The organism is Novilysobacter viscosus (genome assembly GCF_046600715.1).
Lineage (GTDB): Bacteria > Pseudomonadota > Gammaproteobacteria > Xanthomonadales > Xanthomonadaceae > Lysobacter_C > Lysobacter_C viscosus.
In genome coordinates, this window is sequence record NZ_JBJMAV010000008.1 from 1 (window position 1) to 26,504 (window position 26,504).

Sequence of the window (26,504 nt, forward strand, 5' to 3'; positions counted from 1 at the left end):
GGCGGGCGCACGTGCCAGCCAGGCGCGCCTGGGCGATGACGGTGCCACCGCGACGGCCGCTGGCCGCGGGCGGGTGAGTTCGCTGCTCGAGCAGGCCGCGCAGGCGCGCGAGCGCGGCGACCTGCTGACACCCCCGGGCGAAAGTGCATTCGACAAGATTGCCGCCGCCCGCGCACTCGCGCCGCGCGATGCCGGGGTCCGGCGAGCGGCGGAAGAGCTGCTGCCCGCGGCGCGGCGGTGTTTCGAGAATGCGCTCCGCGAGAACCGCCTCATCGCCGCCGGTGCCTGCCTGGAGGCGCGTGAAGCGCTCGGCGAGGAGCGCGACACCGCCCTGGCCGCGCGCCGACGGTTGGCCCAGCGCTGGCTGGCCGTGGGCGAGGAGCGACTGGGCGCCAGCGAGATATCGGCCGCGCAGCGAGCGCTGGACCAGGCCCGCGCACTGGACCCGGATACGGATGGTCTGGCGGCGTTCTCGCAGAGGGTGGAAGCCGCATCCGCGGCGCTCGACTGAGCGGGCCCGCTCAGTCCCCGGGAGCGAGCAGCACCCGTCGCACCACCTCGCGCGCGGCATCGAAGGAGAAATGGCGCTGGACGTTGCCGCGCCCGTTGGCTGACAGCCGGTTCCACAGGCCGGCATCGCCATGCAGCCGCAGCACGGCGTCGGCGAAGGCTTCCGGCCCGTCGGCCACCAGCACATCCTCGCCGTCATTCAGGTACATGGCCTCCACCGCGCAGGGCGTGGCGACCACGGGCTGGCCGTGCGCCATGCTGAGGTTCACTTTTCCCTTGACCCCCGCGCCGTAGCGCAGCGGCGCCACCGCCACCCGGACCGCGTCCATGAATGGAGCGAGGTCGGGCACGTGGCCGTGGATGCGGATCCCGGCCTGCCCGTCGAGTGCCCTCACCGGCTCGGGCGCGTCATCGCCGACCACGTGGAACACCAGCTGCGGGCAGGCGGCGTGGACCAGCGGCCAGACCGCACCGGCGAACCACATCACCGCATCGACGTTCGGCGGATGCCGGAAGCCCCCCACGAAGACCACGTCCTGGCGCGCGTCGAAACCCGGGCCGGGCGGTGGCAGGCGGTGCACGTTGGACAGCACGTCCACGCTGGCACCGGGCGCCAGCTGCGCCAGCAACGCGCGCTCGACCTCGCTGACCACCAGCGTCGCATCGCTGCGCCGGACCATGTCCAGCTCCAGTTCCCGCGTACGCTTCGCGGTACGAAGCAGCCCGGCATCCCCGGACAGCTCGGCCGCACGCTGCTCGCGCAGGAAGTGCAGGTCGACGCTGTCGAAGACGACCCGCGCCTGGGGGGCATGGCGTCGCAGCAGGGGAAGGAACTCGCGAAGCACGTAGTGCCGGCTGACGATCACCGTGTCGAAGCGGGGGCCATGGGCCCTCATCCACGCCGGTATCGAATCGACGTGCGGCGTATGCCAGGCCTCCACCCCCATGCACTGCAACGCAGCTGTGGCGTCGCCTGCATGCTTTCGGTCCGCGGGCAGGAACACGACGTGAGCCTCTTCTTCCTGCAGCAGGCCGATCAGGTTCACCAGTCGGAGTGATCCGGAGTCGCGGTCCGGTCGCGGGGTCAATGCGTCGATCACCAGCACCACCCGGCTGTACAGGTGGTCGGTTGCAGCCAGTGGCGCGGCATCGTGGCCGGGCTGCCGGGCCAGGCGCTCGGTCCAGCGTGCGCGAAAGACGTCCCGGTTGTGGACCTGATGGACCTTGACGCCCCGGCGCGTGTCGGTGCCTGCCGTCGCGCCTTCGACATGCACGACCTTCGCCGCGGGCTGGACCAGTACCTGCAGCTGGCGCTCCCGTAGCCGGAAGCACAGGTCGGTGTCCTCATAGAACGCCGGCGAATAGCGCCGATCGAATCCGCCCATATCCAGGAACAGTGAGCGCGACAGGGCCACCGCCGCGCCGGAACAGTAGTCCACCCGCCGTACGAACGAGGTCGGGGGTTCCAGATTGGAGCGGTGGCGACCGATCTTCTCGGCCGACCCGTCGCATCGGACGACGCCACCCGCTTCCTGCAGCCGCCCGTCCGGGTACAGCAGTTGCGCCCCCACCAGCCCGGTGCCGGGGTGGGTCTGGAACGTGCCCAGGAGCGCATCGAGCCATCCGGGCTGCGGGACGGTGTCGTTGTTGAGGAAGACCAGGTAATCGCCCCGGGCCAGCGCGGCGCCGTCGTTGCAGGCGGCGATGAAGCCACCGTTGGCTGCCCGGCGGTGGTAGCGCAGCCCGGCCAACTGGGGGAGCGCTGTCGGGGTCTCGTCGGTGGAGCCGTCGTCGACCACGATGATCTCCACCGCAGCGACCGGCGGGTGTGCGGCCAGTGCGCGCAGACAGCCGAGGGTGTGGGCGAATTGCCCGTACACCGGGATGACGATGCTGGCCACCGGCGCGTCGCTGGAGGGCACCTTGAACGGGGTGAACGGGCCGCCATCGGGCTGGAAGAGCACCGGCCGCCGCGCCACGGGCACGCGGTGGAGCTGGCGCAGCACCCGCTGCCAGGTCGCGCGCAGGCCGCGCTGGCGGAGGCTGGCCATGCCGCGCCGGGCCAGCCCCGTCGCCCGGTCGGCCAGGAAACGCAGGTCGGTCCAGCTCATTCCCATCCGGCCTTCGGCATTGCTGAAGAAACTCCCAATCGTGGAGGTCGGCGTGCGCCGCCGGGGGCCGGGCGATCGCGTGGGCTGCGCTAGACTCGCCGCACGAGGGCGCAGCCCCGCCATTGTCCCATGCCGTGGCCCGAACCGATTACGACGACGACTTCGATTCCGACGACTCCCCGCAGGGCGATCCGCCCCAATGGCGCCGCCGGCTGGTCACCTGGACCCTGGCGGCGATAGGCCTGGGCCTGGGTTTCCTGATTCCGTACACGCTGTACCTCAACCACGAGGTCAGCGAACGCTTCGACCAGCTCCGCTGGCAGCTGCCGACCCGCGTGTATGCCCGCCCGTTGGTGGTGGCACCGGGCCTGGCCATGGGGCCGGACACGCTGAGGACCGAACTGGATGCGGCGGGCTACCGGGAAGGCGACGGTATCCGTCCGGGCAGCTACGCCCGCGATGGTGGGCGCTGGCGCATCTCCAGCCGCGGGTTCGACGACATCGACGGTGCGGTGCCGGCCCGCCGGCTGGAGGTCGTGGTCTCAGGCGGGCGCGTGTCCAGCGTCCGCGAGGCGGGGGGCAAGCGCGAGCTTAAGTCCGCGCGACTGGACCCGGCGCGCATCGCCACCCTCTACGGACAGAAGCAGGAAGAACGGCGCCTGGTGAACATCCAGGAGGTCCCCGACCTGCTGGTCACCGGCCTGCAGGCGGTGGAGGACCGCGACTTCGCCCACCACCATGGCATCGACCTGTCGGGCATGGTCCGCGCCGCGTGGGTCAACTTCCGCGCCGGCGAAGCCCGCCAGGGTGCCAGCACCCTGACCCAGCAGCTGGCGCGCAGTGGTTTGCTGGGGATCGGGCGTGAGCAGACCTGGTCGCGCAAGTTCAACGAAATCCTCTACGCGATGGTGATCGAGGCGCGCTACGACAAGGACGTTATCCTCGAGGCCTACCTCAACCAGGTGTACCTGGGCCAGCGCGGGGCGCAGGCGATCCATGGCGTGGCTGCAGGCGCGGAATTCTGGTTCGGCCGCGACCTGGCCGATCTCACCCCCGAACAGATCGCGCTGCTGGTGGGCATCGTGCGCGGGCCGTCCTACTACGACCCGCGCCGCCACCCGGAGCGCGCACGCGCGCGGCGTGACTTCGCGCTGGGTGAGATGCACGAAACAGGCCTGCTGGACGACGAACAGTACCGGGGCGCGCTGGCCGCGCCGCTGGGCGTGACCGAGAAAGCCGGCAGCGTCGCCGCCAACCGCTTCCCGGCCTATGTCGACCTGATCCGCCGCCAGCTGGCCCGCGAGTACCCGGCCGACGCACTGGCCGGCGCTGGCCTGCGGGTGATGAGCGCGATGGTGCCCTCGGCGCAGGCGCAGGCGGAGGGTGCGGTGATCCGTACGCTGGCAAGCCTGGACAGCGACAAGCGTCCGGCGCTGGAGGCGGGCGTGGTGGTGACCGACGTGCACAACGGCGACGTGGTCGCGGTGGTGGGCAGCCGCAAAGTGGCCGAGCACGGGTTCAACCGTGCGGTCGAGGCCCAGCGCCCGGTCGGTTCGCTGCTCAAGCCGTTCGTGAGCCTGCTGGCACTGGCCCAGCCCGAGCGCTTCTCGCTGGCGAGCTGGGTGGACGACTCGCCCGTTACGGTGACCCTGGGTCGCGGCCGGACCTGGAGCCCGAAGAACTCCGACAACCGCAGCCACGGCAGCGTGCGCCTGATCGACGTGCTGGCGCAGTCCTACAACCAGGCCACCGTGCGCCTGGGCATGCAGGTCGAGCCCGAGCGCATCGCCGGCCTGGTCCGCACCCTGGCCGGGATCGATGCCGAGCCCAACCCGGCACTGATCCTGGGCTCGCTGGACCAGAGCCCCTATGCGATGGCGCAGCTGTACCAGTTCCTGGCGTCGGGCGGCGAGATCCAGCCGCTGCATGCGGTGCGCGGGGTGGTCGACGCCGACGGCCGAACCCTCAACCGTTACGACAAGGCGCCGGCGCCGGCGCAGGAGGGCGACGCCATTGCAGCGCGCCTGATCACCATCGCGCTGCAGCACGCGGTCACCAACGGCACCGCCCGGCGGCTGGTCGCCGACGGCCTGGGCCGGCTTTCGCCCGCCGGCAAGACCGGTACCAGCAACGACGGGCGCGACAGCTGGTTTGCCGGCTGGACGGGCGACCACCTGGCAGTGGTGTGGGTGGGCAACGACCAGAACGAATCCACCGGCCTGTACGGTGCCAGCGGCGCCATGCGGGTGTGGTCGGCGATGTTCGCCCGGCTGCCCAGCGCAGCGCTCGAGGTGGGCGACGAGGGCATCGAGTGGCACTGGGTGGTGGGCGCGCACGCGCGCGATGCACAGTGTCCGGGTGCACGTCGCTTCGCATTCGTGGCCGGCTTTGCGCCCCCCTACGCGCCATGCCCGGCCCCGGCCCCGCCGCCGGTGCCGCAATCGGAGTCCGGCGGCTGGCGCGACTGGTTCGGCCTTGGCGAGCGTGATGCGGAGCCGCCATCGCAGTCGCGGGAGGATGAACGCTGATGCGGCGGGGTCACAGGTACCCGGTCGTGGCCATCGTGGGCTCCCTGCTGGCTGCCTGCGCTACCGTCGCCCCGGAACCGGTTGCGCCCGCATTCGACACCGCGGCCGCGGTCCGCGCGGTACGGGCGGCGGGCACCGTCCTCGACGCCGAGCTTTCGGTGCAACCGCTGCGCGACCCCCAGGTCGAGGACCTGCGCCAGGATGCGGACGCACTCGAGACCCGGGGCATGTTCCAGGGGGCCGCCGACGCGCTCGACCGCGCGCTGGCGATCACCCCCGATGATCCGGCCCTGCTCCAGGACCGCGCAGAAGTCGCCCTGCTGCTTGGTGACACGTCCGCCGCCGCGCGCCTGGCCACGCGCGCGTATCAGCTGGGTTCGCAGGTCGGGCCGCTCTGCCGGCGCCACTGGGAGACCCTCGCGCAGGTCCGCCTGGCGACGCCTTCCGCAGCCGACGGAATGCCCGCGTCGGCCTCGGTGGAGCAGGCACGCGAGCGCCGCGAAGCCTGCACCGTCGCCCCGCCGCCGCGGTTTTGACCGGCGTGGATGGCGGGCGGCTCGCGGCGGCGTCGCGTGCCGCCCTGGAGGAGGGCGGTGACCTGGCGCGTACGATCGCCGGGTTTGCACCGCGTCCAGCGCAACAGGACCTCGCGGTTGCGATCGCCGAAGCGTTCGAGGCACGCCAGGCGCTGCTGGCCGAGGCCGGAACCGGCACCGGCAAGACCTTCGCCTACCTGGTGCCGGCGATCCTGTCGGGCCTGCGCACCATCGTGTCCACCGGCACGCGCGCGCTGCAGGACCAGCTCTACCACCGCGACCTGCCGCGGGTGCGCGACGCGCTTGGCGTCGGCCTGAAGACCGCGCTGCTGAAGGGCCGCTCCAACTACCTCTGCCACTACCGCCTCGGGCAGGCGAAGGGCGAGCCGAGGTTTGGCAGCCGCGAGATGGCCGCGCAGTTCCAGCGCATCGTCGCCTGGGCCGGGCGCACGCGGATGGGTGACCTGGCCGAGCTGGAGGCGCTCCCGGACGATTCGCCGCTGCTGCCGATGGTCACCTCGACCGCCGACAACTGCCTGGGCAGCGAGTGCCCGTTCTTCTCGGACTGCTTCGTGGTGCAGGCGCGCCAGCGCGCCCAGGCCGCCGACGTGGTGGTGGTCAACCACCACCTGCTGCTGGCCGATCTGGCGCTCAAGCAGGAGGGCTTCGGCGAAATCCTCCCGGGCGCGCAGGTGTTCGTGGTGGACGAAGCCCACCAGTTGCCAGAGCTGGCCTCGCAGTTCTTCGGCGAGGCGATCAGTGCGCGGCCGTTGGTCGAGCTGGCACGCGACACGCTGGCCGAATGCAAGCTCGCGCCCTCGGCGCTGGCGGTGCTGCAGGAGCCGGCGCGCACGCTCGAGCACGCCGTGCGCGCGCTGCGGGCGGCCATGGACGAACTGCCCGTGCGCGGTACGCGCCAACGCGCGTCCGAAGACCTCGAGGTGGAGGCGGCCCTTGGCGCGCTCACGCTTGCACTGCGCACCCTCCACGCTGCGCTGCTGCCCCTGCGCGAGATGTCGCCCGGTTTCGACAGTTGCGTGGCACGGGCGAAAGAGTTTGAGAACCGGCTGCTGCGGTGGCGGGTCGGGACGGAGCGATCGGAGACGCCGGCGGCGTTGCCCGCTCAGGGCGATCCAGCGGGTGCAGGCAGTCCCATGGAAGACCGAGGGGCGCCGGGCGATGCCCCGGCGGCAGAAGGGGTGGCAACGCGCGACGGGCACGGCGCCCCGGACGTCCCATCGGGGGAAGACTCGACGACGACCGGCACCGCAGACGAAAGCGGCGACAGCGTGCTCTGGTATGAGCTCACCGCCCGCGGGTTCCGGCTGAGCCGCACGCCGCTGGACGTCTCCGGCCCCCTTGCCCAGCATCGCGTGCGTTCCCAGGCCGCCTGGGTGTTCACTTCGGCGACGCTGGCGATTGGCGGGCGCTTCGAGCACTACGCGAGCAAGCTCGGCCTGCGATTGGACGGCGAGGGACAGGCACGCACCCTGCTCGCGCCAAGTCCCTTCGACTGGTCCCGGCAAGCCTTGTGCTACCAGCCGCCGCGCCTGCCCGAGCCCGCGTCCCGGGACTACACCGCAGCGGTGATCGATGCGGTCCTGCCGGTGCTTGAGGCCTCCAGCGGGCGCGCCTTCGTGCTGTTCGCCTCGCACCGTGCGCTGCGCGAGGCCGCCGCCGAGTTGCGCGAGCGCGGGTCCTGGCCGTTGTTCGTGCAGGGCGAGGCGCCGCGCTCGATCCTGCTGGAACGGTTCCGCGCTTCGGGCAACGGGGTGCTGCTGGGCACCGCCAGCTTCCGTGAAGGCGTGGACGTGGCCGGCGACGCGCTCAGCGTGGTGGTGATCGACAAGCTGCCCTTTGCCGCGCCCGACGACCCGGTGTTCGAAGCGCGACTGGACGCGATCCGCCGGGGCGGTGGCAACCCCTTCCGCGACGAGCAGCTGCCGCAGGCGGTGATCGCACTCAAGCAGGGCGCCGGCCGGTTGATCCGCACCGAAACCGATCGTGGCGTGCTGGTGCTGTGCGACCCGCGCCTGGGCAGCAAGAGCTATGGGCGCGTGTTCATGGACTCGCTGCCGCCCCTGCCGCGGACCCGCCGGATCGAAGACGTCGCGGAGTTCTTTGCGCCAGAATCGCGGTCCTACATGGAATTGGAAGGCACCCATGGCCGGTGAAGTCGCGCGCTGCAAGGTGACCTGTCGCTGCATGCAGGAGCACGGCGGATGAAGCTGCTGGCGTTCGAGCTGGCGACCGAGGCGTGCTCGGTTGCCCTGTGGTCGGATGGCGAGGTGGCCGAGCGCTTCGAGATCGCGCCGCGCCGGCACGCCGAACTGGCGCTGCCCTGGGCCGACGAATTGCTCGCCGATGCGGGGATCGCGCGGTCCCAGCTGGATGCGGTCGCGGTCGGTCGCGGCCCGGGCGCCTTCACCGGCGTGCGGCTGGCGATTGCCATCGGACAGGGCATCGCCCTGGCGCTGGACCGGCCGCTGGTCCCGGTGTCCACGCTGGCGGTGCTGGCGATGCGGTCCACCGGGCCACGCGTGCTCGCCTCGATTGATGCGCGGATGGGCGAGGTTTACCTGGGTGCGTTCGAGCGCGATGCCGGGGGATCGCATGCCCTCGCGGACGAGGTGCTGGCCCCTCCCGGCACCATGGCGCTTCCCGAAGGGGACTGGCACGGCGTGGGCACCGGTTTTTCCGCCGTCGAGGGGGCGCTGGCGCACCGGCTGCAAGGAGGTGGCGCGGCCCGCCTGCTTTCGGTGGATGCCACCCAGTTGCCCCATGCGGCGGACCTTGCGCGCCTGGCGGCGGTCGCGTTCGACCGCGGTGGTGCGGTCGCCCCCGACGCGGTGGAGCCGGCCTACCTGCGCAACAACGTCGCGCTGACCCTGGCCGAGCAACGGGCGCGCAAGAAGTAGCGCGGGGGGCCCGGGCGTGGCAGCGCCGGCAGCGTGCTTCGGCAGCGGCAACGACGCGATCCGCGAACCGGCTCGGCTGGCAGGCGTCGTCGTGTCACGCGGCGCACCGGCAGGTCGATCCTGCGTGGCGGGGATCCATGGCGGGGCGCCCGCGCCGGGTTCAGTCGTCGACGAGCTCGCCCCCCGCCAGGAAGTTCCAGGTGCGGGTGACGTGCAGGATGTCCGGGTCTTCCTCGGTGCGGGGCAGCGGCGGGTACGGCTCGGCCAGCCGTGCGATGCGCATGGCGGACTCATCCAGCAGCGCGATGCCGCTTGAGCGGACGATGTCGGCGCGGTCGACGCTTCCATCGCGCCTGATCGCGACGCTGATGACCACCTGGCCCGCCAGCCGGCGTCGGCGTGCCTCGTCGGGGTAGTTGAGGTTGCCGATGCGTTCGACGCGATCCACCCACGCCCGCAGGTAGGTCGCCCAGGCGTATTCCTGCGTGCTGGCGGAGACGAACTTGCGCGACGGCCTCTTGGCGTATCGCTCCGAGCGCATGTGGATTTCCGCGGCCAGCCGTGCCATGGCCATGTCGCGCTCGACCTTCTCGCGGCCGCGGGGGAGCGGCGTGTCGTCGGCCTCGGGCGTCGACCGCGGCGTCGCCACCGGCGACTCGCCGCGGGCGCTGCTGACCACGCGGGCTTCCGGCGGGGGTTGGGGCGAAGGCGACTGCGCGCGCACCGGGCGCGGCGCGACGCCGGGCTGCACCTGCGGCGCGGCCCCGGACACCACCTCGCTGGGGCGCGTCGAGCGGTCGTGGTCGCCTCCCCCCTGGTTGCTGGCTTGGGCCAGAAAATCGGCCTGGGCCTGGGTCAGGGGGCTGCGGGTCTGGGTCAGGATCACATCCAGGGTCGGCATCACCGGTGCGGCGCTCTCGACCGCGAAACCGACGCCCAATAGCAACATCCCGTGCAACAGCAGCGACAGCACCAGGGTCGCGCCCAGTCGCTGGTTCTCCATTGCAGCCGATCCGGGCGCTGCCACCGCGTTCATCGCGGCGTGGTCACCCGTTCGATCGCATCGAACAGCTCGCCGGCGATGTTCAGACCGAACTGCGCATCCAGTTCGCGGATGCAGGTGGGGCTGGTGACGTTGACCTCGGTGAGGTAGTCGCCAATGACATCAAGCCCCACGAACAGCATGCCCCGGCGCTTCATCTCCGGCCCGACCTGGGCGGCGATCCAGCGGTCGCGTTCGCCCAGCGGCCGGCCCTCGCCACGGCCGCCCACGGCCAGGTTGCCGCGGAATTCGTCGCCCTGCGGGATGCGCGCCAGGCAATAGTCGACCGGCTCGCCGTCCACCAGCAGGATGCGCTTGTCGCCCTGGGCGATTTCCGGCAGGTAGCGCTGGCCCATCGCCAGCGAACGGCCGCCGTCGGTCAACGTCTCCAGGATCACGTTGAGGTTGGGCTCCCCGGCGCGCGCGCGGAAGATCGAGCGCCCCCCCATGCCGTCCAGTGGCTTGAGCACCGCTTCGCCGTGCTCGTTCACGAAGGCCTTGAGCGACGCGGCGTCCCGGCTGACCAGGCTGGGGGCGCAGCACTGCGGGAACAGCAGCGCGGCCAGCTTCTCGTTGTAATCGCGCAGGCCCTGCGGATCGTTGACGACCATCGCGCCGGCGGACTGGGCGATGCCGAGGATCTGGGTGTCGTGGATGTACTCGGCGTCGACCGGGGGATCGGTGCGCATCAGCACCACGTGGCCGGGTCCCAGCGGCTGTTCCCGCACCTCGCCCAATTCGAACCAGGCGCGAGGGTCCTCTCGTACCGACAGCGGCGACATCCGGGCCACCGCGCGTCCGTCGTGCAGCGCCAGTCCGCCGGGAGCGACGTACCAGAGCCGATGGCCGCGGCGCTGTGCCTCCAGCAGCATGGCGAAGGTCGAATCCTTGGCGATCCGGATCGACCCGATCGGGTCCATCACGACAACGACATCCAGCGGCTTGGGCACGGGCGAAGGCAAGGGTGTAGGTGGGGTCGATGGTAGCAGGGGCGCCGACGCGGCCGGGTCCGAAGTGCCGCGTTCAGACTGGATGTGACGGGAACTGCGGCTTGACAGTCTGCCCCGGGCTTGGAATAAAGGTAGCCTCGCGACATACCGGACACACGGCGTGCGCACACGGGGACTACTGAATGGGTGACGAGGGCCGCAACGGCAACCTCGATGGATTGCGGGTCATGGTGATCGATGACTCCAAGACCATCCGTCGAACTGCCGAGACACTGCTCAAGCGCGAAGGCTGCGACGTGGTCACGGCCACGGACGGGTTCGAAGCCTTGGCCAAGATCGCCGACCAGCAGCCACAGATCATCTTCGTGGACATCATGATGCCGCGCCTGGATGGCTATCAGACCTGTGCGCTGATCAAGAACAACCAGGCATTCAAGGGCACGCCGGTGATCATGCTGTCGTCGAAGGACGGGCTCTTCGACAAGGCGCGCGGGCGCATCGTCGGGTCCGAGCAGTACCTCACCAAGCCATTCACGCGCGAGGAACTCCTCGACGCGATCCGCACGCACGTCAACGCCTGACCGGGGGGTAGGGCATTCAATGGCACGCATTCTCTTGATCGAGGACTCGCCGACCGATACGGCGGTGCTCACCCAGCTGCTGGAGCGCAACGGCCACCAGGTACTGTCCTCGGGCAGCGCCGAGGATGGCATCGAGGTCTGCCGGCGTGAAAAGCCCGACCTGGTGCTGATGGACGTTGTCCTGCCCGGCATGAACGGTTTCCAGGCCACCCGGGCGCTTTCCCGCGATGCGGTGACCAAGGAGATCCCGGTTCTGATCGTCAGCACCAAGGGCATGGACACCGACAAGGCCTGGGGCCTGCGCCAGGGTGCCAAGGACTACATCGTCAAGCCGCCGCGCGAAGACGAATTGATCGCGCGTATCAACGGCCTGTTGGACGCCTGAGGTGGCGGGACTCTCGCCGTTCGATGCGCTGGCCGATTACGAGCGGCGCAGCCTCGCCCACGTTGCCGGCCTTCCGGAGCAGCTCGAAGCGCCGGGCCTGTGGCGCGGGGTCGGTTATCGCATTGGCGAGCGCCGGATGGCCTCGCCGTTCGACGAGGTGCGCGAGATCCTCACCCTGCCCCAGGTGACGCCGGTCCCGGGGGCGCAGCCGTGGATGCTCGGTCTGGCCAACGTCCGCGGCAACCTTCTGCCCATCGTCGACCTCAAGCAGTTCCTGGAAGGCGAGCGCACGGTGCTCCACGAGAGCCAGCGGATCCTTCTGGTGCGCCAGCCCGGCGGCGATGTCGCCGTGCTGATCGATGAGCTTTACGGACAACGCAGCTTCCACGACCAGCAGCAGATCCCGGACGACCGGCTCGCCGACGAACAGATCGCCGTCGGCCGCTACACCCACTTCATCGACCGGGCATACCGCCTGGACGAACAGCCGTGGGGCATCTTCAGCCTCGAGCGGCTGACCCGCACGCCCGAATTCCGCCAGGCCGCCGGCTAGGCCCTGCGCACACCGCCGCACACTTCCCCAATTGCCGCAGCACGCACCACACCAGAGGTCGTCGAACCATGAGCACTGACATCAACTCCGTCGCCGGCAAGGCCCGCAACCTTGGCGTTAAGACCTGGCTGCTGCTGCTGGGCATCGCGGTGACTGTGTTCGTCCTCAATGCCGGTTACGCGACCTACAAGGCGGCACGGCTGGGCGGCGCCAGTTCCTCGGCGTCCGACCTGCAGGTGTTGAGCCAGCAGCTTGCCAACCAGGGCCGCGAGGCGGTGGGCGGCGACGCGCAGGCGTTCGACGCATTCAAGGAGACGAAGGGGGCGATCGACGAGGACATCGCCACGCTCAACAACAACTTCGGCAACGAGGTGGGCGTGGCCGGTCCGATCGCGACCGTGACCGAAACCTGGGCGCCTTTGGGTGCCAGCGCTGAACAGATGATCGCCAGCGAGCCCGCGGTGCTCGGCCTTGCCGGCAACGCCAACAGCTTCGCCGAGCAGGTCCCGCAGTTGCAGGCCAACCTCGACGAGCTGGTGCGGGCAATGTCCTCCAGCGGCTCGTCTTCATCGCAGGTGTACCTGGCGCTTCGCCAGGTCGTGCTGTCGGGCACCATGGCCCGTCGCATCACCGTCATCCAGGCCGGTGGCCCGGGCGCGGCGGCGGCAGGCGATGCCCTGGCGCGCGACGCGGCAGTGTTCGACAACGTGATGACCGGCCTGCGCGAGGGGGACGAGACGCTGGGCGTGAGCCCGCTCAGCAATGCCGGCGCCCTGGCTGCGCTGGGCCAGGCCGAAGCGCTGTGGACGGACATGAAGGGCGACCTCGACGCGATCCTCTCGACCTCGCAGAACCTGTTCCGCGCGCAGGCGGCGGCCGACTCGATCACCGCAGGTTCCGACCAGCTGCTTGATGACAGCCGCCGGCTGTTCGATGCGTTCACCGCATTCGGCTCGCTGCGCGACACCAGCCTCCTGGGCAACCTGTGGATCTCGATCATCTCGGGTGCACTGGCCCTGGTCGCGCTGTTGGGCGTGCTGTACTCGGTCAACCGCCAGCAGAAGAAGCGCTACGACACCACCAAGGAACTCAACGACCGCAACCAGGAGGCGATCATGCGCCTGCTGGACGAAATGGGTTCGCTCGCCGAAGGCGACCTGACGGTAAAGGCGACGGTCACCGAGGACATGACCGGCGCGATCGCCGACTCGATCAACTTCGCCGTCGAGCAGCTGCGCAGCCTGGTGCAGACGATTACCGACACCTCGGTGCAGGTGGCGTCCAGCGCGCAGGAGACCCAGGCCACCGCCATGCACCTGGCCGAAGCCGCCGAACACCAGGCGCAGGAGATCTCCTCCGCGTCGGGGCGAATCAGCGAAATCGCGGCCAGCATCGACCAGGTCTCCAAGAACTCCGCCGAGTCGGCCGAGGTGGCGCAGCGCTCGGTGCAGATCGCGACCAAGGGTGCCGGCGTGGTGCGCCAGACCATCCAGGGCATGGACAGCATCCGCGACCAGATCCAGGAAACCTCCAAGCGCATCAAGCGGCTGGGCGAGTCGTCGCAGGAGATCGGCTCGATCGTCGAGCTGATCAACGACATCTCCGAGCAGACCAACATCCTGGCGCTGAATGCGGCCATCCAGGCGGCCTCCGCCGGCGAGGCGGGCCGCGGGTTCGCGGTCGTGGCCGACGAAGTGCAGCGACTGGCAGAGCGCGCGTCCAACGCGACCAAGCGAATCGAAACGCTGGTGCAGACCATCCAGTCCGATACCAACGAAGCCGTCAGCTCGATGGAGCAGACGACCTCCGAGGTGGTTGCCGGTGCGCGCCTGGCCGAGGACGCCGGTACCGCACTGGGCGAGATCGAGAAGGTGTCGTCCGACCTGTCGGGCCTCATCCAGGGCATTTCCACCGCAGCGCAGCAGCAGTCCGGCGCGGCGGCCAACATCACCCAGACGATGAACACGATCCAGCAGATCACCTCGCAGACCACGCAGGGCGCCAACCAGACGGCCGAATCGATCGGCAACCTGGCCCAGCTCGCCGCGGACCTGCGTCGTTCGGTGGCCGACTTCAAGCTGCCGGCGTAAGCGCGCCTGCGCCGGGTGTGCCCGGTGCTGCGCGGTGCGGTTTCGATGTGGGTCAGTTCAGTCGGTCAGTCAGTGGATACCAGCTCTGTGAATGTTCCTAGTCACGCTTCCCGGGCGGTCAAGCCGCCGACTGGTTCCCCGTCCAACGGGTGGCTGACCGTGTCCGGAGTGTGGGGATGACCGTGACGCGCGACGCCATCGATACCACCACGCTGGGCTGGATCAAGCCCGAACTCGACCAGACCCTGCGCTACGCGCGAGAGGAAATCGAGGCCTACGCCGAGAACCCCGCCGACGCCGAGCGCATGAAGGCCTGCGCGGGCCACCTGCACCAGGTGTGCGGGACGCTGCGCATGGTCGAACTGTCGGCTCCGGCCATGGTCGCCGAGGAAATGGAGCGCCTGGCGCTGTCCTTGCACCACGGCGATTCCGACGAGCGCCGGGACGATGCCTGCGCCGCGTTGATGCGTGGCGTGGTTCAGCTGCCGGACTACCTTGAACGCCTGCAGGGCGGCCATCGCGACATACCGATCGTGCTGTTGCCGTTGCTCAACGAACTTCGCTCGGCGCGGGGCGAGCCCGGGCTCAACGAAAGCGTGCTGTTCTCCCCCAATCTCGACCGGCCGCTGCCGCAGGACCTGCCTTCACCGGTGCTCGCCGCGTTCGCGGCAGCGCCCACTTCGCACCTGGCCGACTTCCGCGACGCCCTGGCCCAATGGCCGGCGGATGACTCGCCGGCGGATGCAACGGGGTTGGCCGCCGCCATCGATGGCCTGCTCGCCGACGTCGCACTGGAGCCCTTGCGTCGCATGCTGTGGGTGGCGGCGTCCGTTGCTGCCGCACTGCGTGATGGCGCGATCGAACCGTCGCAGTCACTGCGGCAGGCGTTCGGCGGCGTGGAGCGCGAGAGCCGGCAGATGCTGGAAGGGGATGATTTCAGCGGCCCGCGCAGCGAGCCCGCGTCCGAACCCACGCGCCAGCTGCTGTTCCATGCCGCCAACAGCAGCAACCCTCATCCCGCTTTGGCCGGCTTGCGCGACGCCTTCGAGCTGGATGCAGAGCGCCCCAGCGAGTCGGAACTCGAACACGCGCGCGGCAGCCTGAGCGGGCGCAACCGGGCGCTGCTGGACACCGTCTCGGCAGCGATCAAGGAAGACCTGCTGCGTGTAAAGGATGCGCTGGACCTCTACCTGCGAACCGGCCAGACCGACATCGGCGAGCTGCGACCCCAGGTCGATGCCCTGGGCCGGGTCGGTGACACCCTCGGCATGATGGGACTGAGCGTGGCGCGCGGCGTGGTGCTGCAGCAGCGCGACGCCATGCACGAGATCGTCACCGGGCAAAGGGCGGCGGACGAGACCGCGTTGCTGGACGTTGCCGGCGCGCTGCTTTATGTCGATGCCTCGCTGGACGAACAGGTCGCGCGCCTGGGCTTGCCCGAAGACGCGGCCGACGAGGACTTGCTGGCAAGCGAATCGCGCAAGGTGCTGGAAATCGTCGTCCGCGAGGCGATCGCCAACTTCGGCGACGCACGCCAGTGCTTCGTGGCGTTCGTGGAAACCAATTGGGACCACGCCGAATTGGCCGACGTCCCGCGCCTGTTGGATGAAGTCGCCGGCGCGCTCCGGATCCTCGAGCTGCCGCGGCCTGCCGAGTACCTGGTCGGCGTCCGGCGTTACGCGGAAGTGGAGCTGATCGGGCGCAAGCGCGTTCCAAACGGACAGCAGCTCGACACCATGGCCGATGCTTTGGCCAGCGTGGAGTATTACCTTGAGGCCCTGCGCGAGCAGCGGCCCAACCGCGAGCGGATCCTCGAAATTGCCCGGCAGAGCCTGGAAGCGCTGGGCTATTGGCCGCTGCCCGGCGACACGGGCCACATCCCCGCGGGCACGCTGGCGACAGGGACCGCCGCATCCGGTTCCCTGCAGGACCTGCCTGCCTGGGACGCCCCGACGGCTGCGCGCCCGGACGCAACGTCCGACGTTCCCGCGCCCACGGTTGCTCCCCCGACGCCCGCGCAACCGACGGAGCCCGTCGAGCACCCCGCCACCCCGACAGGCAGCGTTGATGCGGGCGCTGCCCCGTCGGCGGGGCTGTCCGTGCAGGACGGCGGCTTCGCGCCCAGTGCCGATATCGATGACGAGATCCGCGAGGTGTTCCTCGAAGAGCTCGAGGAAGAGATCAACCACCTGGGCGAATTGCTCCCGCCGTGGCGGGCCGCACCGGACAACGCCGAACTGCTGCGCCCGATCCGCCGCGTTTTCCACACCCTCAAGGGCAGCGGCCGACTCGTAGGTGCCAAGGCGCTGGGCGAATTCAGCTGGAAGGTGGAGAACATGCTCAACAGGGTGCTGGACGGCACCCGGTCGGCCACCCCGGCGGTCGTGGGGCTGGTCGAGCACGCCTTCGACAGGCTGCCCGAGTTGCACGGTGCGCTGCAGGGCAAGGTCGCGCTGACGGCCGACCTTGCGGGTATAGAGGCAGTCGCCGACCGCGTGGCGGCAGGCGAAGAAACCCTCTACCAGCCCGCAGCCGCACCCGTGCAGGCTGCTGATGCGCCCAAGGGCGACGATCTTGCCCAGGAGGACACGCATCCGCCGAGCGAAGGGGACGCGTCCGCACCCGTCGACGAACTGCCTGGCATCCCGGCGTCGGTGGATCCGGTGTTGCTGGAAATCCTCGACACCGAAGTCACCGGACACCTCAGCACGATCCAGTCGTGGCTGGCCGCGGCCGAAGCGGCGCCGCATCGTGCCAACGACCAGCTGCAGCGTGCGATCCACACGCTCAACGGCGCGTTCGCAATGACCGAGGTGCCTGTGATCACCGAGATCACCGCACCCACGGAGGCGTACATCAAGCGCCTGCTCGCTGTCGGCGAGGCGGCAACTGCCGAAGGCGTGGCGGGCCTGGGCGCGGTGACTTCCGCGATCCGCGACACGCTGGCGGCGCTGCAGTCCGAACACCCGCGCGTGCCGGTATTCCACGGCCTGGCCGAACGAATGGCCGCACTGCGCGACACGCTGCCCGCGCCGCGTCCGGCCGGCCATGGCCAGGACCTCTCGCTGGACGACGAACCGGTCGAATCCATCGGGGCCACCGAACCTGCCCGCGGTGAGCTGACATCCATCGACCTGAGCGAGTACATCGCCGGCGGTGGGGAAGCGCCGGGCGAGGCGATCGACGAGTCCGCCGACACCGGGTCCGTGGACGAATCGGCCGAGACAGGCGATGCCGAGGACGAGCTCCTGGCATCAACGCTCGAGCTGGAAGAACAGGTTCTCGAATCTGAACGGATCGAAGCCGAACGGATCGAAGCCGAACGGATCGAAGCCGAACGGCTCGAAGCCGAACGGATCGAAGCCGAACGTGCCGAGTCGGAACGCCTCGAGCAAGAACAGGCCGAAGGCGAGCGGGCAGAGCAAGAGCGGGTAGAAGCCGATCGTCGTGAAGCCGAACGCCTGGACGCGGAACGTATCGCGGCCGAGCGAGCGGAAGCTGATCGAATCGAGACCGAGCGAGCGGAAGCGCAGCGCCTCGAGGCTGAGAGGGTGGGAGCGGAGCGCCTTGAAGCAGAGCGCATCGAGGCGGCCCGTATTGAGTCCGAGCGGGCGGAAGCCGAACGGGCCGAGTCCGAGCGGATCGCGGCCGAACGACTCGAACAAGAGCGCGCCGAGCTGGAGCGTGCCGAAGCCGAGCGGCTCGCCGAGGAAGAACGCCTCGAGTACGAACGCCTCGAGGCCGAATACGCCGAGGCGGATCGCCTGGCCAAAGAGCGGGCGGAAACAGAGCAGGCCTCCGCTGACCCGGCCGACGACGAGCAGGCGCAAGACGAGCAGGCCGGTGAGCAGCGGGTGGTTGCCGAAGTGGAGGGCGACGCGCATGCGGGGCCGGCTGTCGAGCTTCTTGGCGAGGCTGGCGATATTTCCGACGCGGACGCCGCTGACCAAACGCCCGCGGAACAGGCCGACGAAACTTCGGTTCCGCCCCAATCCGTGATGGAGCCCGAGCCGGAGCAGGAAGCCGAGCCGGAGCAGGAAGCCGAGCCCGAGCAGGAAGCCGAGCCCGAGCAGGAAGCCGAGCCCGAGCAGGAAGCCGAGCCCGAGCAAGTGGCCGAGCCGGAGCAGGTGGCGGCATTCGTGGCCGTCTCGATACCGGTCGAGCCCGATCCCGAGGTCGCGCTGGACCTGTCGGAACTGGATCCCGAGCTGGTCGACATCTTCGTGGAAGAAGGTGGCGACCTGTTAGATCATTCCGACGGCCTGCTTGCGCAGTTGCGTCAGAACCCGACCGAACGCGAGCCGCTGGTGGGCCTGCAGCGCGACCTGCATACCCTGAAAGGCGGTGCCCGCATGGCCGGGATCATGGCCGTGGGTGAGTTGGGCCATGTCATGGAGTCGCTGCTGGAGGCGGTGGTCGACCAGCGCCGCGAACTGGGCGATGACGGGATTCCGCTGCTGGAGCTCGGTTTCGACCGCCTGCACGCGATGGTTACCCGGGTCGGCGATCACCGGGCCATCGCGATGCCGATTGCCCTGATCGCCGAGTTCGAGGCGCGTTCACGCGGCCGCACGACGATCGGCGCTGCCGCCCCATTGGCGGGCGAACCGGCAGCGCGCGCCGAGCCCGTGCGCGAGCTCAAGCCGCTCTCGGCACCGATGAGCGAGGCCGGGGCCGAGGACGAGGACGACATCTCGATCCGGGCGCCGCAGGAACAGGTGCGCATCCGCGCCGACCTGCTGGACCGGCTGGTCAACTATGCCGGCGAAGTGGCGATCTACCGTGCACGCCTTGAGCAGCAGCTGGGTGCCTTCCGTGGCGCAATCGCGGAAATGGCGGCCACCAACCTGCGAATGCGTGACCAGCTCCGCCGGCTCGAGATCGAGACCGAGGCGCAGATCGTCGCGCGCTACCAGCGCGAGGGCGACAGCGGCGAGCAGGCGTTCGATCCGCTCGAGCTCGATCGCTTCTCCAACCTGCAGCAGCTCTCGCGTGCGCTGTCGGAATCGGCAGCCGACCAGAACAGCCTGCAGCTGACGCTGGACGACCTCACCCGGCAGTACGAAACGCTGCTGTTGCAGCAGTCCCGGGTCAGTTCCGACCTGCAGGAAGGCCTCATGCGCACGCGCATGGTGCCGTTCGACTCGCTGCTGCCGCGTCTGCGCCGCGTCATCCGACAGGCATCGGGCGAGCTGGGCAAGCAGGTCCAGCTCAAGCTGGAAGGCGCGCAGGGCGAGCTCGACCGCAACGTGCTGGAGCGAATGACCGCGCCGCTGGAGCACATGCTCCGCAACTCGGTGGCACACGGCCTGGAAACCCCCGATCAACGCCAGGAGGCGGGCAAGGCGGAAGAGGGCTCGATCCGCATCGCGGTGCGACGCGAAGGGTCGGAAGTGGTGCTCGAGGTGGGCGACGACGGCCGCGGGCTGGATCGCGATGCCATCCGTCGTCGCGGTGAAGAACGCGGTCTTATCCGCCAAGACGCGATCCTCGGCAACCACGACCTCGACGCCCTGATCCTCGAGCCGGGTTTCTCCACCGCCAACGAGGTCAGTCGCCTGGCCGGCCGCGGCGTGGGCATGGACGTGGTGGCGAGCGAAGTGCGCCAGCTCGGCGGCACCCTGGACATCCAGTCGCGCCCCGGCAAGGGCGTGACCTTCACCCTTCGCCTGCCGCAGACCCTCGCGGTCACCCAGGCGGTGTTCGTCAAGATCGGCGAGACCACCTTCGCCGTGCCGATTGCCTCGGTACGCGGCGTTGGCCGCATGGCCCGCGAGGAACTGGTCGGTGACAACCCGAGCTACCGCTACGGTGGCGAGGACTACGCGGTCCACGACCTCGGCCAGCTGGTCGGGCATGGGGAGGCAAAGGCCGAAGGCAGCCTGCAGATGCCGCTCTTGCTCATCCGTTCGGGCGACCTGCGCGCGGCGGTCAGCGTCGACCAGGTGGTCGGCAACCGCGAAATCGTGGTCAAGCCGGTGGGCCCGCAGGTGGCATCGGTGCCGGGCATCTTCGGCGCGACCATCATGGGCGATGGCCGCGTGGTGGTAATCCTCGACATCGCGCCCCTGGTTCGTCGCCAGGCCGCCCTGCCGCGCGAACAGCGGGCCGTCCAGGGGCCGGTGGTGGAGCATCGCAAGGTGCCGCTGGTGATGGTGGTCGACGACTCGGTCACCATGCGCAAGGTCACCGGCCGCGTGCTGGAGCGCCACAATTTCGAGGTGGCGACGGCGAAGGACGGCCTCGACGCCCTGGAGCGAATGGCCGACGTGGTTCCCGACCTGATGCTGCTGGACATCGAAATGCCGCGAATGGACGGCTACGAGCTGGCCACCCACATGAAGGGCGATGCGCGCCTGCGCGACGTGCCCATCGTCATGATCACCTCGCGTACCGGGGAAAAGCATCGCCAGCGCGCGTTCGAGATCGGGGTTGAGCGTTACCTCGGCAAGCCGTACCAGGAGCCGGAGCTGATGCGGAACGTCTACGAGCTGCTGGGCATCGAGCGTCGCCATGACGGATAACGCCCGGCGCGTCGCCCTGCTGGCCCGGCCCGGCGTGGCCGCGGACCGCCTTCGCGAAATGATCGACGAGTCGGGCCTCGAGCGCGTGCTGAGCGCCGACCCGACCCAGCTGGAGGCCCCGGAGCTGATCGCCGCCGAGGCCCAGGTGGTGGTGATCGCGCTGGATCCGACTACCGAGGACATTCTGGAGCGCTTCGACGCGGTCCTGGGTGATCCCATGATCGACGTGATCTACGAAGAGGCCGAACTCGCCGTTGCACGCGAGGGTTGGGACGCTGCACGGTGGAAGCGCCACCTGGTGGCAAAGCTGCTGGGCCACCGGGATGTCCTGCCGCCGGGTACCGAGTCCGTTGCGCAGGACCAGGCGCAGGTTGTTGCTGCGCAGCCGATCCAATCCAGCTTCGACCCGGTCGAGGCCGAGTCTGGCGGATACGATGCCTACGACTCCTACGACGGGGGCGCAGAGGCGGGCGAATCCATCGATTTCGACCTCACCTTCGCCACCGACCTGGAGGGCAGCAACGGGCAGGCCCCGGCCGGAGCGGATAGTGACTCCTTGGCGGCAGCGAGCTTCAACGCCGATGTGACGCCCCGGTTCGAACCAGCCGAAGCGGCCAGCGATACTGACATTGACACCGATAGCGGGCTTGGCCTGGGCAGTGCGGGCCTGAGTCTGGTCGATGTAGATGACGACGCCGCGCAGGCACAGTCCGGCCAGGCCGAGCGTTTCCAGCACGACATGGCCGACCTTGAGCGCCGCATCTCGACCCTCGAGCTGGTTGACGACAGTCTGGCCAACAGCCCCGACAAGGCGAACGGGGCGGTGCTGGTGATGGCGGGCATCGGCGGTCCCGATGCCGTCAGACAGTTCCTGGGCGCTCTGCCGGAAGGGTTCCCACGGCCGGTCCTGGTCCAGCAACGGTTGGACGGCGGTCGCCATGACCGCCTGGTGGCACAGATGCAGCGCGCCACGCCGCTGCCGGTGCGCCTGGCTGAAGCCGGCCACCCGGCCCTTGCGGGCCATGTCTACGTGTTGCCCTCCGAGCTCGGCCTGGCGTTGGCCGGCGACGGCCTCGAGTTCGCCGAAGGCGCCGGGCTGCTCGAGGTGCTTCCCTCGGCGGACAGCGCGGTGCTGATGCTCAGTGGCAGTGATGCCACGCTGGTCGATATGGTGGTCAAGCATGGATGGGCGGGTGCACTGATTGCCGGGCAGGCCCCGGAAGGCTGCTACGACGCGGCCGCCCCCACCGACCTGGCCGCACGCGGTGGCCAGACCGGCCAGCCGATCGAACTCGCATCGCGACTGGCCGAACGCTGGCCGGGCTGAGGACGTCCAATGTCAAAGAACAAGCACAAGCAACAGGGCCAGCACGCGCCTTCCTCCGGGCAGCCAAATGGGCAGGGGCCTGGCCAGGAACCGGCAGGCCAGGCCGCGACCGCGCCTCCGGCGAGGGTCTCCGCGCCCGCCGACGAAGCGCCGATCGGCGATATCCGAGGCGTGCTGATCCAGGTCGTGGGCGCGCGGCTGCTGTTGCCCAACGCCACCATTGCCGAGGTGCTGTCGTATGCAGAACCCGAGCCGTTGGCGGCCGTTCCGGACTGGCTTCTCGGCCTGACGCGCTGGCGCGGTTGGCAGGTCCCGTTGGTGGCGTTCTCGCGCCTGGCGGGCCTGGGCCAGGAGCAGGTCGGGCTGGGCAGCAAGGTCGTGGTGCTCAAGGCCCTGGCGGGCAATGCCAAGACTCCGTACTTCGCCGTCGTGACCCAGGGCTTCCCACGCCTGGTGACGGTGTCGCGTGAGAGCGTCAGCGAGGACGCCGATGGGGGCGGCGCGCTACCGGCCGGGATACAGGCACGCGTGCGCTTGAACGACGACGAGGCCCTGATCCCCGACCTGGAGGCCGTGGAAGGCCTGGTGGCCGACGCGCTGGCCCAGGCGGCCTGACACAGGTGCGGGGACCTGCCTACGCGTTTTCCGATTGTTGACGGTCTTGCGTCCGCCGCAGTCGCGCAGCGGCCAGGATTAAATCGATCGGAACGCCACTGCGATCAACGCCAAGTGGCGGTTGCCTCGTCCACGCAACCTGCCGGGTGGGGGGCGTGTAGGGTGTCCGGCTCGCTAGCCGGACAGGTCCCCGAAGCGCGCCTGGAGGGCTGAAACAGCCGCAAGGGCAGCAGTTTCGGTGCGCAGGATGCGGGGTCCCAGGCGGACACCGCAAAAACCCGCAGCGGCCAGCTGCGCCCGGTCGCGGGGGGACCAGCCGCCTTCCGGGCCGACGGCCAGCACGAATGCACGGTCGTCCGGGGCTTCCATGCCTCCGAACGACAGCGGACCGTCCGGGTCCAGCAGCAGCCGCATCCCTCCCGGCTCAAGGTTGGCCAGGCCTGCGGCGAGGTCGCTTGGCGCGCTCACCGCCGGTACACGGCCCCGTCCACTCTGCTCGCAGGCCGACCCGACGACGCTGCGCCAATGCGCCAGCCGCTTGGCCGTGCGTGCGTCGTCCAGCTTGACCTCGCTGCGCTCGGAGAACACCGGGACGATTCCGCTGACGCCCAGTTCGGTCGCCTTCTGCAGCACCAGGTCCATCTTCTCGCCGCGGGCAACGCCCTGGACCACCGTGATCGAGAGCGGGGACTCGCGGTCAACGGCCACCGGCCGCCCCAGCCGCACCCGCACCTCCCGCTTGCCAACGGAGGTGATGCGGGCCGGCCAGTCGCGACCGTCGCCATTGAACAGGACGCATGCGTCCCCCTCGCGCAGGCGCAGCACCCGCGCCAGGTGCGCCCGCGCGGCTTCGGGCAGTGTCACCTCGTCGCCATCAATGAGTGCCAGGTCGACGTGGACGCGGGTCACGCGCATGCGGTGGCCTCCGCGATGGCTTCGGCAGTGACCTGCGCGAGCTGGTCCAGTGTCGCCTCGTCGACGCAGTACGGCGGCATCCAGTAGAGGGTGTCGCCCAGCGGCCGCAGCAGCACGCCCCGCGCGAGCGCCGCGCGGTATGCGCCCAAGCCGATACGCAGGTCGGATTCGAAAGGCGCGTCCCGGTCGCCGTCGCGGGCCAGGTCGAATGCCACGATCATGCCGGCTTGCCGCAGCTGGGCCACATGCCGGTGGCCAGCGACACCCAGGGCCAACTCGCCCATGTGCGCTGCCAGGGCCTGGTTGCGCTCCAGCACCCCGTCGGAATCGAAGATATCGAGGGTGGCTATCGCCGCGGCGCAGGCCAGCGGGTTGCCGGTGTAGCTGTGGGAATGCAGGAATGCGCGCTCTCGCGAGTCGTCGAGGAACCCGTCGTAGAGCGCTTGCGTGGCAAGCACCGCCGCCAGCGGAAGCGAGCCGCCGGTCAGACCCTTGGACAGGCACATCAGGTCCGGGGTGATCCCGGCCTGCTCGCAGGCGAACATCGTGCCGGTGCGGCCGAAGCCGACAGCGATCTCGTCGGCAATCAGGAACACGCCGTGCGCATCGCACAACGCACGGGCGCGCGCGAGGTACGCCGGGTGGTGCATCCGCATACCGCCGGCGCACTGCACGCGGGGCTCCAGGATCATCGCGCATACCTCGCCGGCATGCTGCTCCAGCACGGCGGCCAGCGCATCGGCGGCCCGCAACGCGCAGGCCTCGTCGGACTCGCCCTCTCGCGCGTTCCACGCGTCGGGCGAGGGCACGAAAACCGCCTCGGCCAGCAGCGGTGCGTAGACCCGCCGGTACAGCGGGATGTCGCCGACGGCGAGCGCCCCCAGCGTCTCGCCGTGGTAACCGCCCTCAAGCGCGATGAAGCGGGTGCGCCCGGTGTCGCCGCGGTTGCGGAACCAATGGAACGCCATCTTGAGTGCCACCTCGACGCCGGCCGAGCCGTTGTCGGCGTAGAACACCTTGGCCAAGGGCGGGCGACCGGGCTGCCGGGGCGCCAACTGGAGAAGGCGTTCGGCCAACTCGACCGCCGGCATGTGCGAGCAGCCGGCCAGGATCACGTGTTCCAGGGTGCGCGCCTGGCGCGAGATCGCCTCGGCGATGCGTGGCTCGGCGTGGCCGAACAGATTGGTCCACCAACTGGAGATCGCGTCCAGGTAGCGGCGGCCATCGTGGCCTACAAGGAAGGCCCCCTCGCCGCGGGCCACCGGCAGCAGCGGCATGGTGTCGGGGTGCTCGCGCATCTGGGTGCACGGGTGCCACAGCACGGCCAGGTCGCGGTCGCGCCAGTGCGACGCCGCGTCGCCGGGCTCTGCTAGCATCCCGGCATCGTCTGTCTTGGTTCGCATCCGGTGATTATCGCCCCTCTGCGCCCATCCTGCCTCCTGCATGGAGGCACGCGGTGAGTCGTCCGCTGCCCACCATCCATGGCATCACCGAGCACGACGCCGGGCCGTATCGACTGGAGAACCTGGACCTTGAGTTCAGCAACGGCGAGCGCCGGCAGTTCCAGCGGCTGCACGGGCGCGGGCATGGCGCGGTGGTGGTGGTGCCGATGATCGATGCCGCCACCGTGCTGTTGGTGCGCGAGTATGCCGCGGGCGTCCACCGCTACGAACTGGGCCTGGTGAAGGGCCGCATCGACGCCGGTGAAACCGCGCTGGAAGCGGCCGATCGCGAGCTCAAGGAAGAAGCTGGCTATGGCGCGCGCCGGCTCGACCACCTGCGCGCATTGACCTTGGCCCCCACCTACATGAGCCATGAGGCACAGCTGGTGGTGGCCCGTGACCTCTATCCCGAGCAGCTGGTGGGCGACGAACCCGAGCCCCTCGAGCCGGTGCCCTGGAAGCTCGCCGACCTCCACCAGTTGATCCTGCGCGAGGATTTTTCCGAAGGCCGCAGCATCGCCGCCCTTTTCATTGCCCGTGAGTGGCTCCGCGAGAACACATGACCGACAACGATTCGATCCTGACCCCTGACATCCGCGATGGCGCCATCGAGATCGCCCAAGCCGCCGCCGCCGCGATCCTGGAGGTCTATGGAAGCGACTTCGACGTGGTCCGCAAGGACGACACATCGCCGCTCACTGCCGCCGACCTGGCTTCGCACCGCTGCATCGTGAGCGGCCTTGGGGCGTTGACCCCCGAGGTGCCGGTCCTGTCGGAAGAGTCGACCGGAATCACCTCATCCCAGCGGCGGGGGTGGCGCAGGCTGTGGATCGTTGATCCGCTCGACGGTACCCGCGAATTCGTCAAGCGCAACGGGGAGTTCACGGTCAACATCGCTCTGGTCGAAGACGGCGTCAGCACGTTCGGCGTGGTGCTCGCCCCGGTGACCGGCGTCCTCTGGCATGGCGGCGCCCGCTGGGGGGCTTCCCGCCGGGAAAGAGACGGCACCGAGCGCGCGATCCGCACCCGCGCACCCGCCAGCTCTCCGCTACGCGTGGCTGCCAGCCGCTCTCACCGGGACGAGCGGACGGAACGGTTCATTTCGCGCATGGGTGAGGTCGAGCCGGTCGGGCTGGGCTCGTCGTTGAAGTTCTGCGCGGTGGCCGATGGAGGGATCGATGTGTACCCACGTTTCGGCCCGACCAGCGAATGGGATACCGCCGCCGCACAGGCGGTGCTGGAAGGTGCGGGAGGCGCGGTCCTGGACCTCCACGGTCGGCCGTTCCGCTACAACCAGCGCGAATCGATCCTCAACAACGAGTTCGTGGCACTGGGCGACACCACGCTGCCGTGGCGGGACTGGGCAGGCGCCTGAGCCACCATCCACGCGCCTTGCAGCGCGGCACGCACGGGTCCCGCGTTGCGAACGACCTGGGTCCACCCACGCGCGGGATCTCCAGTACTCGACGCCGTGCCA

The 26,504-nt window shown here is 69.7% G+C and carries 18 protein-coding genes and 1 pseudogene; 14 read left to right on the forward strand and 5 right to left on the reverse strand.

Annotation, left to right across the window (positions count from 1 at the left end; genetic code table 11):
• Window positions 1-511, forward strand: a pseudogene (locus tag ACJQWL_RS11620) (hypothetical protein); the annotation flags it as partial.
• A 10-nt stretch (window positions 512-521) separates the two neighbouring features.
• Here ACJQWL_RS11620 and ACJQWL_RS11625 read toward each other — a convergent pair.
• Window positions 522-2,627: a glycosyltransferase gene (locus ACJQWL_RS11625; protein WP_330968708.1), complete on the reverse strand. Its 2,106-nt coding sequence runs from the start codon at window positions 2,625-2,627 to the stop codon at window positions 522-524.
• 128 nt (window positions 2,628-2,755) lie between these two features.
• On the opposite strand from ACJQWL_RS11625, the gene mrcB reads away from it, so the two are divergent.
• Genes mrcB through tsaB form a run of 4 tightly spaced genes read left to right on the forward strand, consistent with a single transcriptional unit; the run spans window position 2,756 to window position 8,603 of the window.
• The gene (mrcB, locus tag ACJQWL_RS11630) at window positions 2,756-5,149 is read left to right on the forward strand and encodes a penicillin-binding protein 1B (RefSeq protein WP_330968709.1); all 2,394 of its coding nucleotides are present in this window, start codon (window positions 2,756-2,758) and stop codon (window positions 5,147-5,149) included.
• A 26-nt stretch (window positions 5,150-5,175) separates the two neighbouring features.
• Window positions 5,176-5,685, forward strand: coding sequence for a hypothetical protein (locus ACJQWL_RS11635; protein WP_330968710.1), 510 nt, complete (start codon window positions 5,176-5,178; stop codon window positions 5,683-5,685).
• A 5-nt stretch (window positions 5,686-5,690) separates the two neighbouring features.
• Window positions 5,691-7,859: an ATP-dependent DNA helicase gene (locus tag ACJQWL_RS11640; RefSeq protein WP_330968711.1), complete on the forward strand. Its 2,169-nt coding sequence runs from the start codon at window positions 5,691-5,693 to the stop codon at window positions 7,857-7,859.
• Between the two features lie 48 nt (window positions 7,860-7,907).
• Window positions 7,908-8,603: a tRNA (adenosine(37)-N6)-threonylcarbamoyltransferase complex dimerization subunit type 1 TsaB gene (gene tsaB, locus ACJQWL_RS11645; RefSeq protein WP_330968712.1), complete on the forward strand. Its 696-nt coding sequence runs from the start codon at window positions 7,908-7,910 to the stop codon at window positions 8,601-8,603.
• Window positions 8,604-8,763: 160 nt separating this feature from the next.
• Here the strand turns inward: tsaB and ACJQWL_RS11650 are convergent, their stop codons facing one another.
• On the reverse strand, window positions 8,764-9,639 hold the full coding sequence (locus ACJQWL_RS11650; RefSeq protein ID WP_330968713.1) for an energy transducer TonB: 876 nt from the start codon (window positions 9,637-9,639) through the stop codon (window positions 8,764-8,766).
• Complete coding sequence (gene gshB / locus ACJQWL_RS11655; protein WP_330968714.1) at window positions 9,636-10,595, reverse strand: glutathione synthase; 960 nt, start codon at window positions 10,593-10,595, stop codon at window positions 9,636-9,638. Before gshB ends, ACJQWL_RS11650 begins: the two co-directional genes overlap by 4 nt.
• A gap of 182 nt (window positions 10,596-10,777) precedes the next feature.
• Between gshB and pilG the strand changes: the two genes are divergently transcribed.
• The 7 genes from pilG to ACJQWL_RS11690 all read left to right on the forward strand — a co-directional run bounded on the left by pilG (window position 10,778) and on the right by ACJQWL_RS11690 (window position 22,670).
• A complete protein-coding gene (pilG, locus tag ACJQWL_RS11660; RefSeq protein ID WP_330968715.1) occupies window positions 10,778-11,176 on the forward strand; it encodes a twitching motility response regulator PilG in 399 nt (132 codons plus the stop codon).
• Window positions 11,177-11,195: 19 nt separating this feature from the next.
• Complete coding sequence (locus ACJQWL_RS11665) at window positions 11,196-11,561, forward strand: response regulator (RefSeq protein ID WP_330968716.1); 366 nt, start codon at window positions 11,196-11,198, stop codon at window positions 11,559-11,561.
• A gap of 1 nt (window position 11,562) precedes the next feature.
• Window positions 11,563-12,114: a chemotaxis protein CheW gene (locus tag ACJQWL_RS11670; RefSeq protein WP_330968717.1), complete on the forward strand. Its 552-nt coding sequence runs from the start codon at window positions 11,563-11,565 to the stop codon at window positions 12,112-12,114.
• Window positions 12,115-12,182: 68 nt separating this feature from the next.
• On the forward strand, window positions 12,183-14,204 hold the full coding sequence (locus ACJQWL_RS11675; protein ID WP_330968718.1) for a methyl-accepting chemotaxis protein: 2,022 nt from the start codon (window positions 12,183-12,185) through the stop codon (window positions 14,202-14,204).
• A 176-nt stretch (window positions 14,205-14,380) separates the two neighbouring features.
• Entirely contained in the window at window positions 14,381-20,728 is a 6,348-nt protein-coding gene (locus ACJQWL_RS11680) for an Hpt domain-containing protein (RefSeq protein ID WP_330968719.1), read from the forward strand.
• Window positions 20,718-22,055, forward strand: a complete 1,338-nt coding sequence (locus ACJQWL_RS11685) for a chemotaxis protein CheB (protein WP_330968720.1) — start codon at window positions 20,718-20,720, stop codon at window positions 22,053-22,055. Before ACJQWL_RS11680 ends, ACJQWL_RS11685 begins: the two co-directional genes overlap by 11 nt.
• 153 nt (window positions 22,056-22,208) lie before the next feature.
• Complete coding sequence (locus ACJQWL_RS11690; RefSeq protein WP_330968776.1) at window positions 22,209-22,670, forward strand: chemotaxis protein CheW; 462 nt, start codon at window positions 22,209-22,211, stop codon at window positions 22,668-22,670.
• A 174-nt stretch (window positions 22,671-22,844) separates the two neighbouring features.
• Here ACJQWL_RS11690 and ACJQWL_RS11695 read toward each other — a convergent pair whose 3' ends face one another.
• Both ACJQWL_RS11695 and bioA read right to left on the reverse strand, forming a co-directional pair.
• Window positions 22,845-23,585, reverse strand: a complete 741-nt coding sequence (locus tag ACJQWL_RS11695) for a 16S rRNA (uracil(1498)-N(3))-methyltransferase (protein WP_330968721.1) — start codon at window positions 23,583-23,585, stop codon at window positions 22,845-22,847.
• Window positions 23,576-24,961 (reverse strand): adenosylmethionine--8-amino-7-oxononanoate transaminase, encoded by a 1,386-nt coding sequence (gene bioA / locus ACJQWL_RS11700; RefSeq protein WP_411300915.1) that lies wholly within the window; start codon window positions 24,959-24,961, stop codon window positions 23,576-23,578. The genes ACJQWL_RS11695 and bioA overlap by 10 nt, the downstream gene beginning before the upstream one ends.
• Window positions 24,962-25,041: 80 nt before the next feature.
• On the opposite strand from bioA, the gene nudE reads away from it, so the two are divergent.
• Window positions 25,042-25,590 carry an ADP compounds hydrolase NudE gene (gene nudE, locus ACJQWL_RS11705; protein ID WP_330968723.1) on the forward strand — a complete coding sequence of 183 codons (549 nt, stop codon included), beginning with the start codon at window positions 25,042-25,044 and terminating at the stop codon, window positions 25,588-25,590.
• Complete coding sequence (gene cysQ, locus ACJQWL_RS11710; protein ID WP_330968724.1) at window positions 25,587-26,402, forward strand: 3'(2'),5'-bisphosphate nucleotidase CysQ; 816 nt, start codon at window positions 25,587-25,589, stop codon at window positions 26,400-26,402. The genes nudE and cysQ overlap by 4 nt, the downstream gene beginning before the upstream one ends.
• Window positions 26,403-26,504 lie beyond the last annotated feature (102 nt).

What these genes read in the sequence shown, in the direction of transcription:
- tsaB (WP_330968712.1), top strand. Translation starts at nt 7,908, where the DNA reads ATGAAGCTGCTGGCGTTCGAGCTGGCGACCGAGGCGTGCTCGGTTGCC.
- ACJQWL_RS11650 (WP_330968713.1), bottom strand. Translation starts at nt 9,639, where the DNA reads ATGAACGCGGTGGCAGCGCCCGGATCGGCTGCAATGGAGAACCAGCGA.
- cysQ (WP_330968724.1), top strand. Translation starts at nt 25,587, where the DNA reads ATGACCGACAACGATTCGATCCTGACCCCTGACATCCGCGATGGCGCC.
- ACJQWL_RS11675 (WP_330968718.1), top strand. Translation starts at nt 12,183, where the DNA reads ATGAGCACTGACATCAACTCCGTCGCCGGCAAGGCCCGCAACCTTGGC.
- bioA (WP_411300915.1), bottom strand. Translation starts at nt 24,961, where the DNA reads ATGCTAGCAGAGCCCGGCGACGCGGCGTCGCACTGGCGCGACCGCGAC.
- ACJQWL_RS11680 (WP_330968719.1), top strand. Translation starts at nt 14,381, where the DNA reads ATGACCGTGACGCGCGACGCCATCGATACCACCACGCTGGGCTGGATC.
- ACJQWL_RS11685 (WP_330968720.1), top strand. Translation starts at nt 20,718, where the DNA reads ATGACGGATAACGCCCGGCGCGTCGCCCTGCTGGCCCGGCCCGGCGTG.
- ACJQWL_RS11625 (WP_330968708.1), bottom strand. Translation starts at nt 2,627, where the DNA reads ATGGGAATGAGCTGGACCGACCTGCGTTTCCTGGCCGACCGGGCGACG.
- ACJQWL_RS11695 (WP_330968721.1), bottom strand. Translation starts at nt 23,585, where the DNA reads ATGCGCGTGACCCGCGTCCACGTCGACCTGGCACTCATTGATGGCGAC.
- pilG (WP_330968715.1), top strand. Translation starts at nt 10,778, where the DNA reads ATGGGTGACGAGGGCCGCAACGGCAACCTCGATGGATTGCGGGTCATG.
- ACJQWL_RS11665 (WP_330968716.1), top strand. Translation starts at nt 11,196, where the DNA reads ATGGCACGCATTCTCTTGATCGAGGACTCGCCGACCGATACGGCGGTG.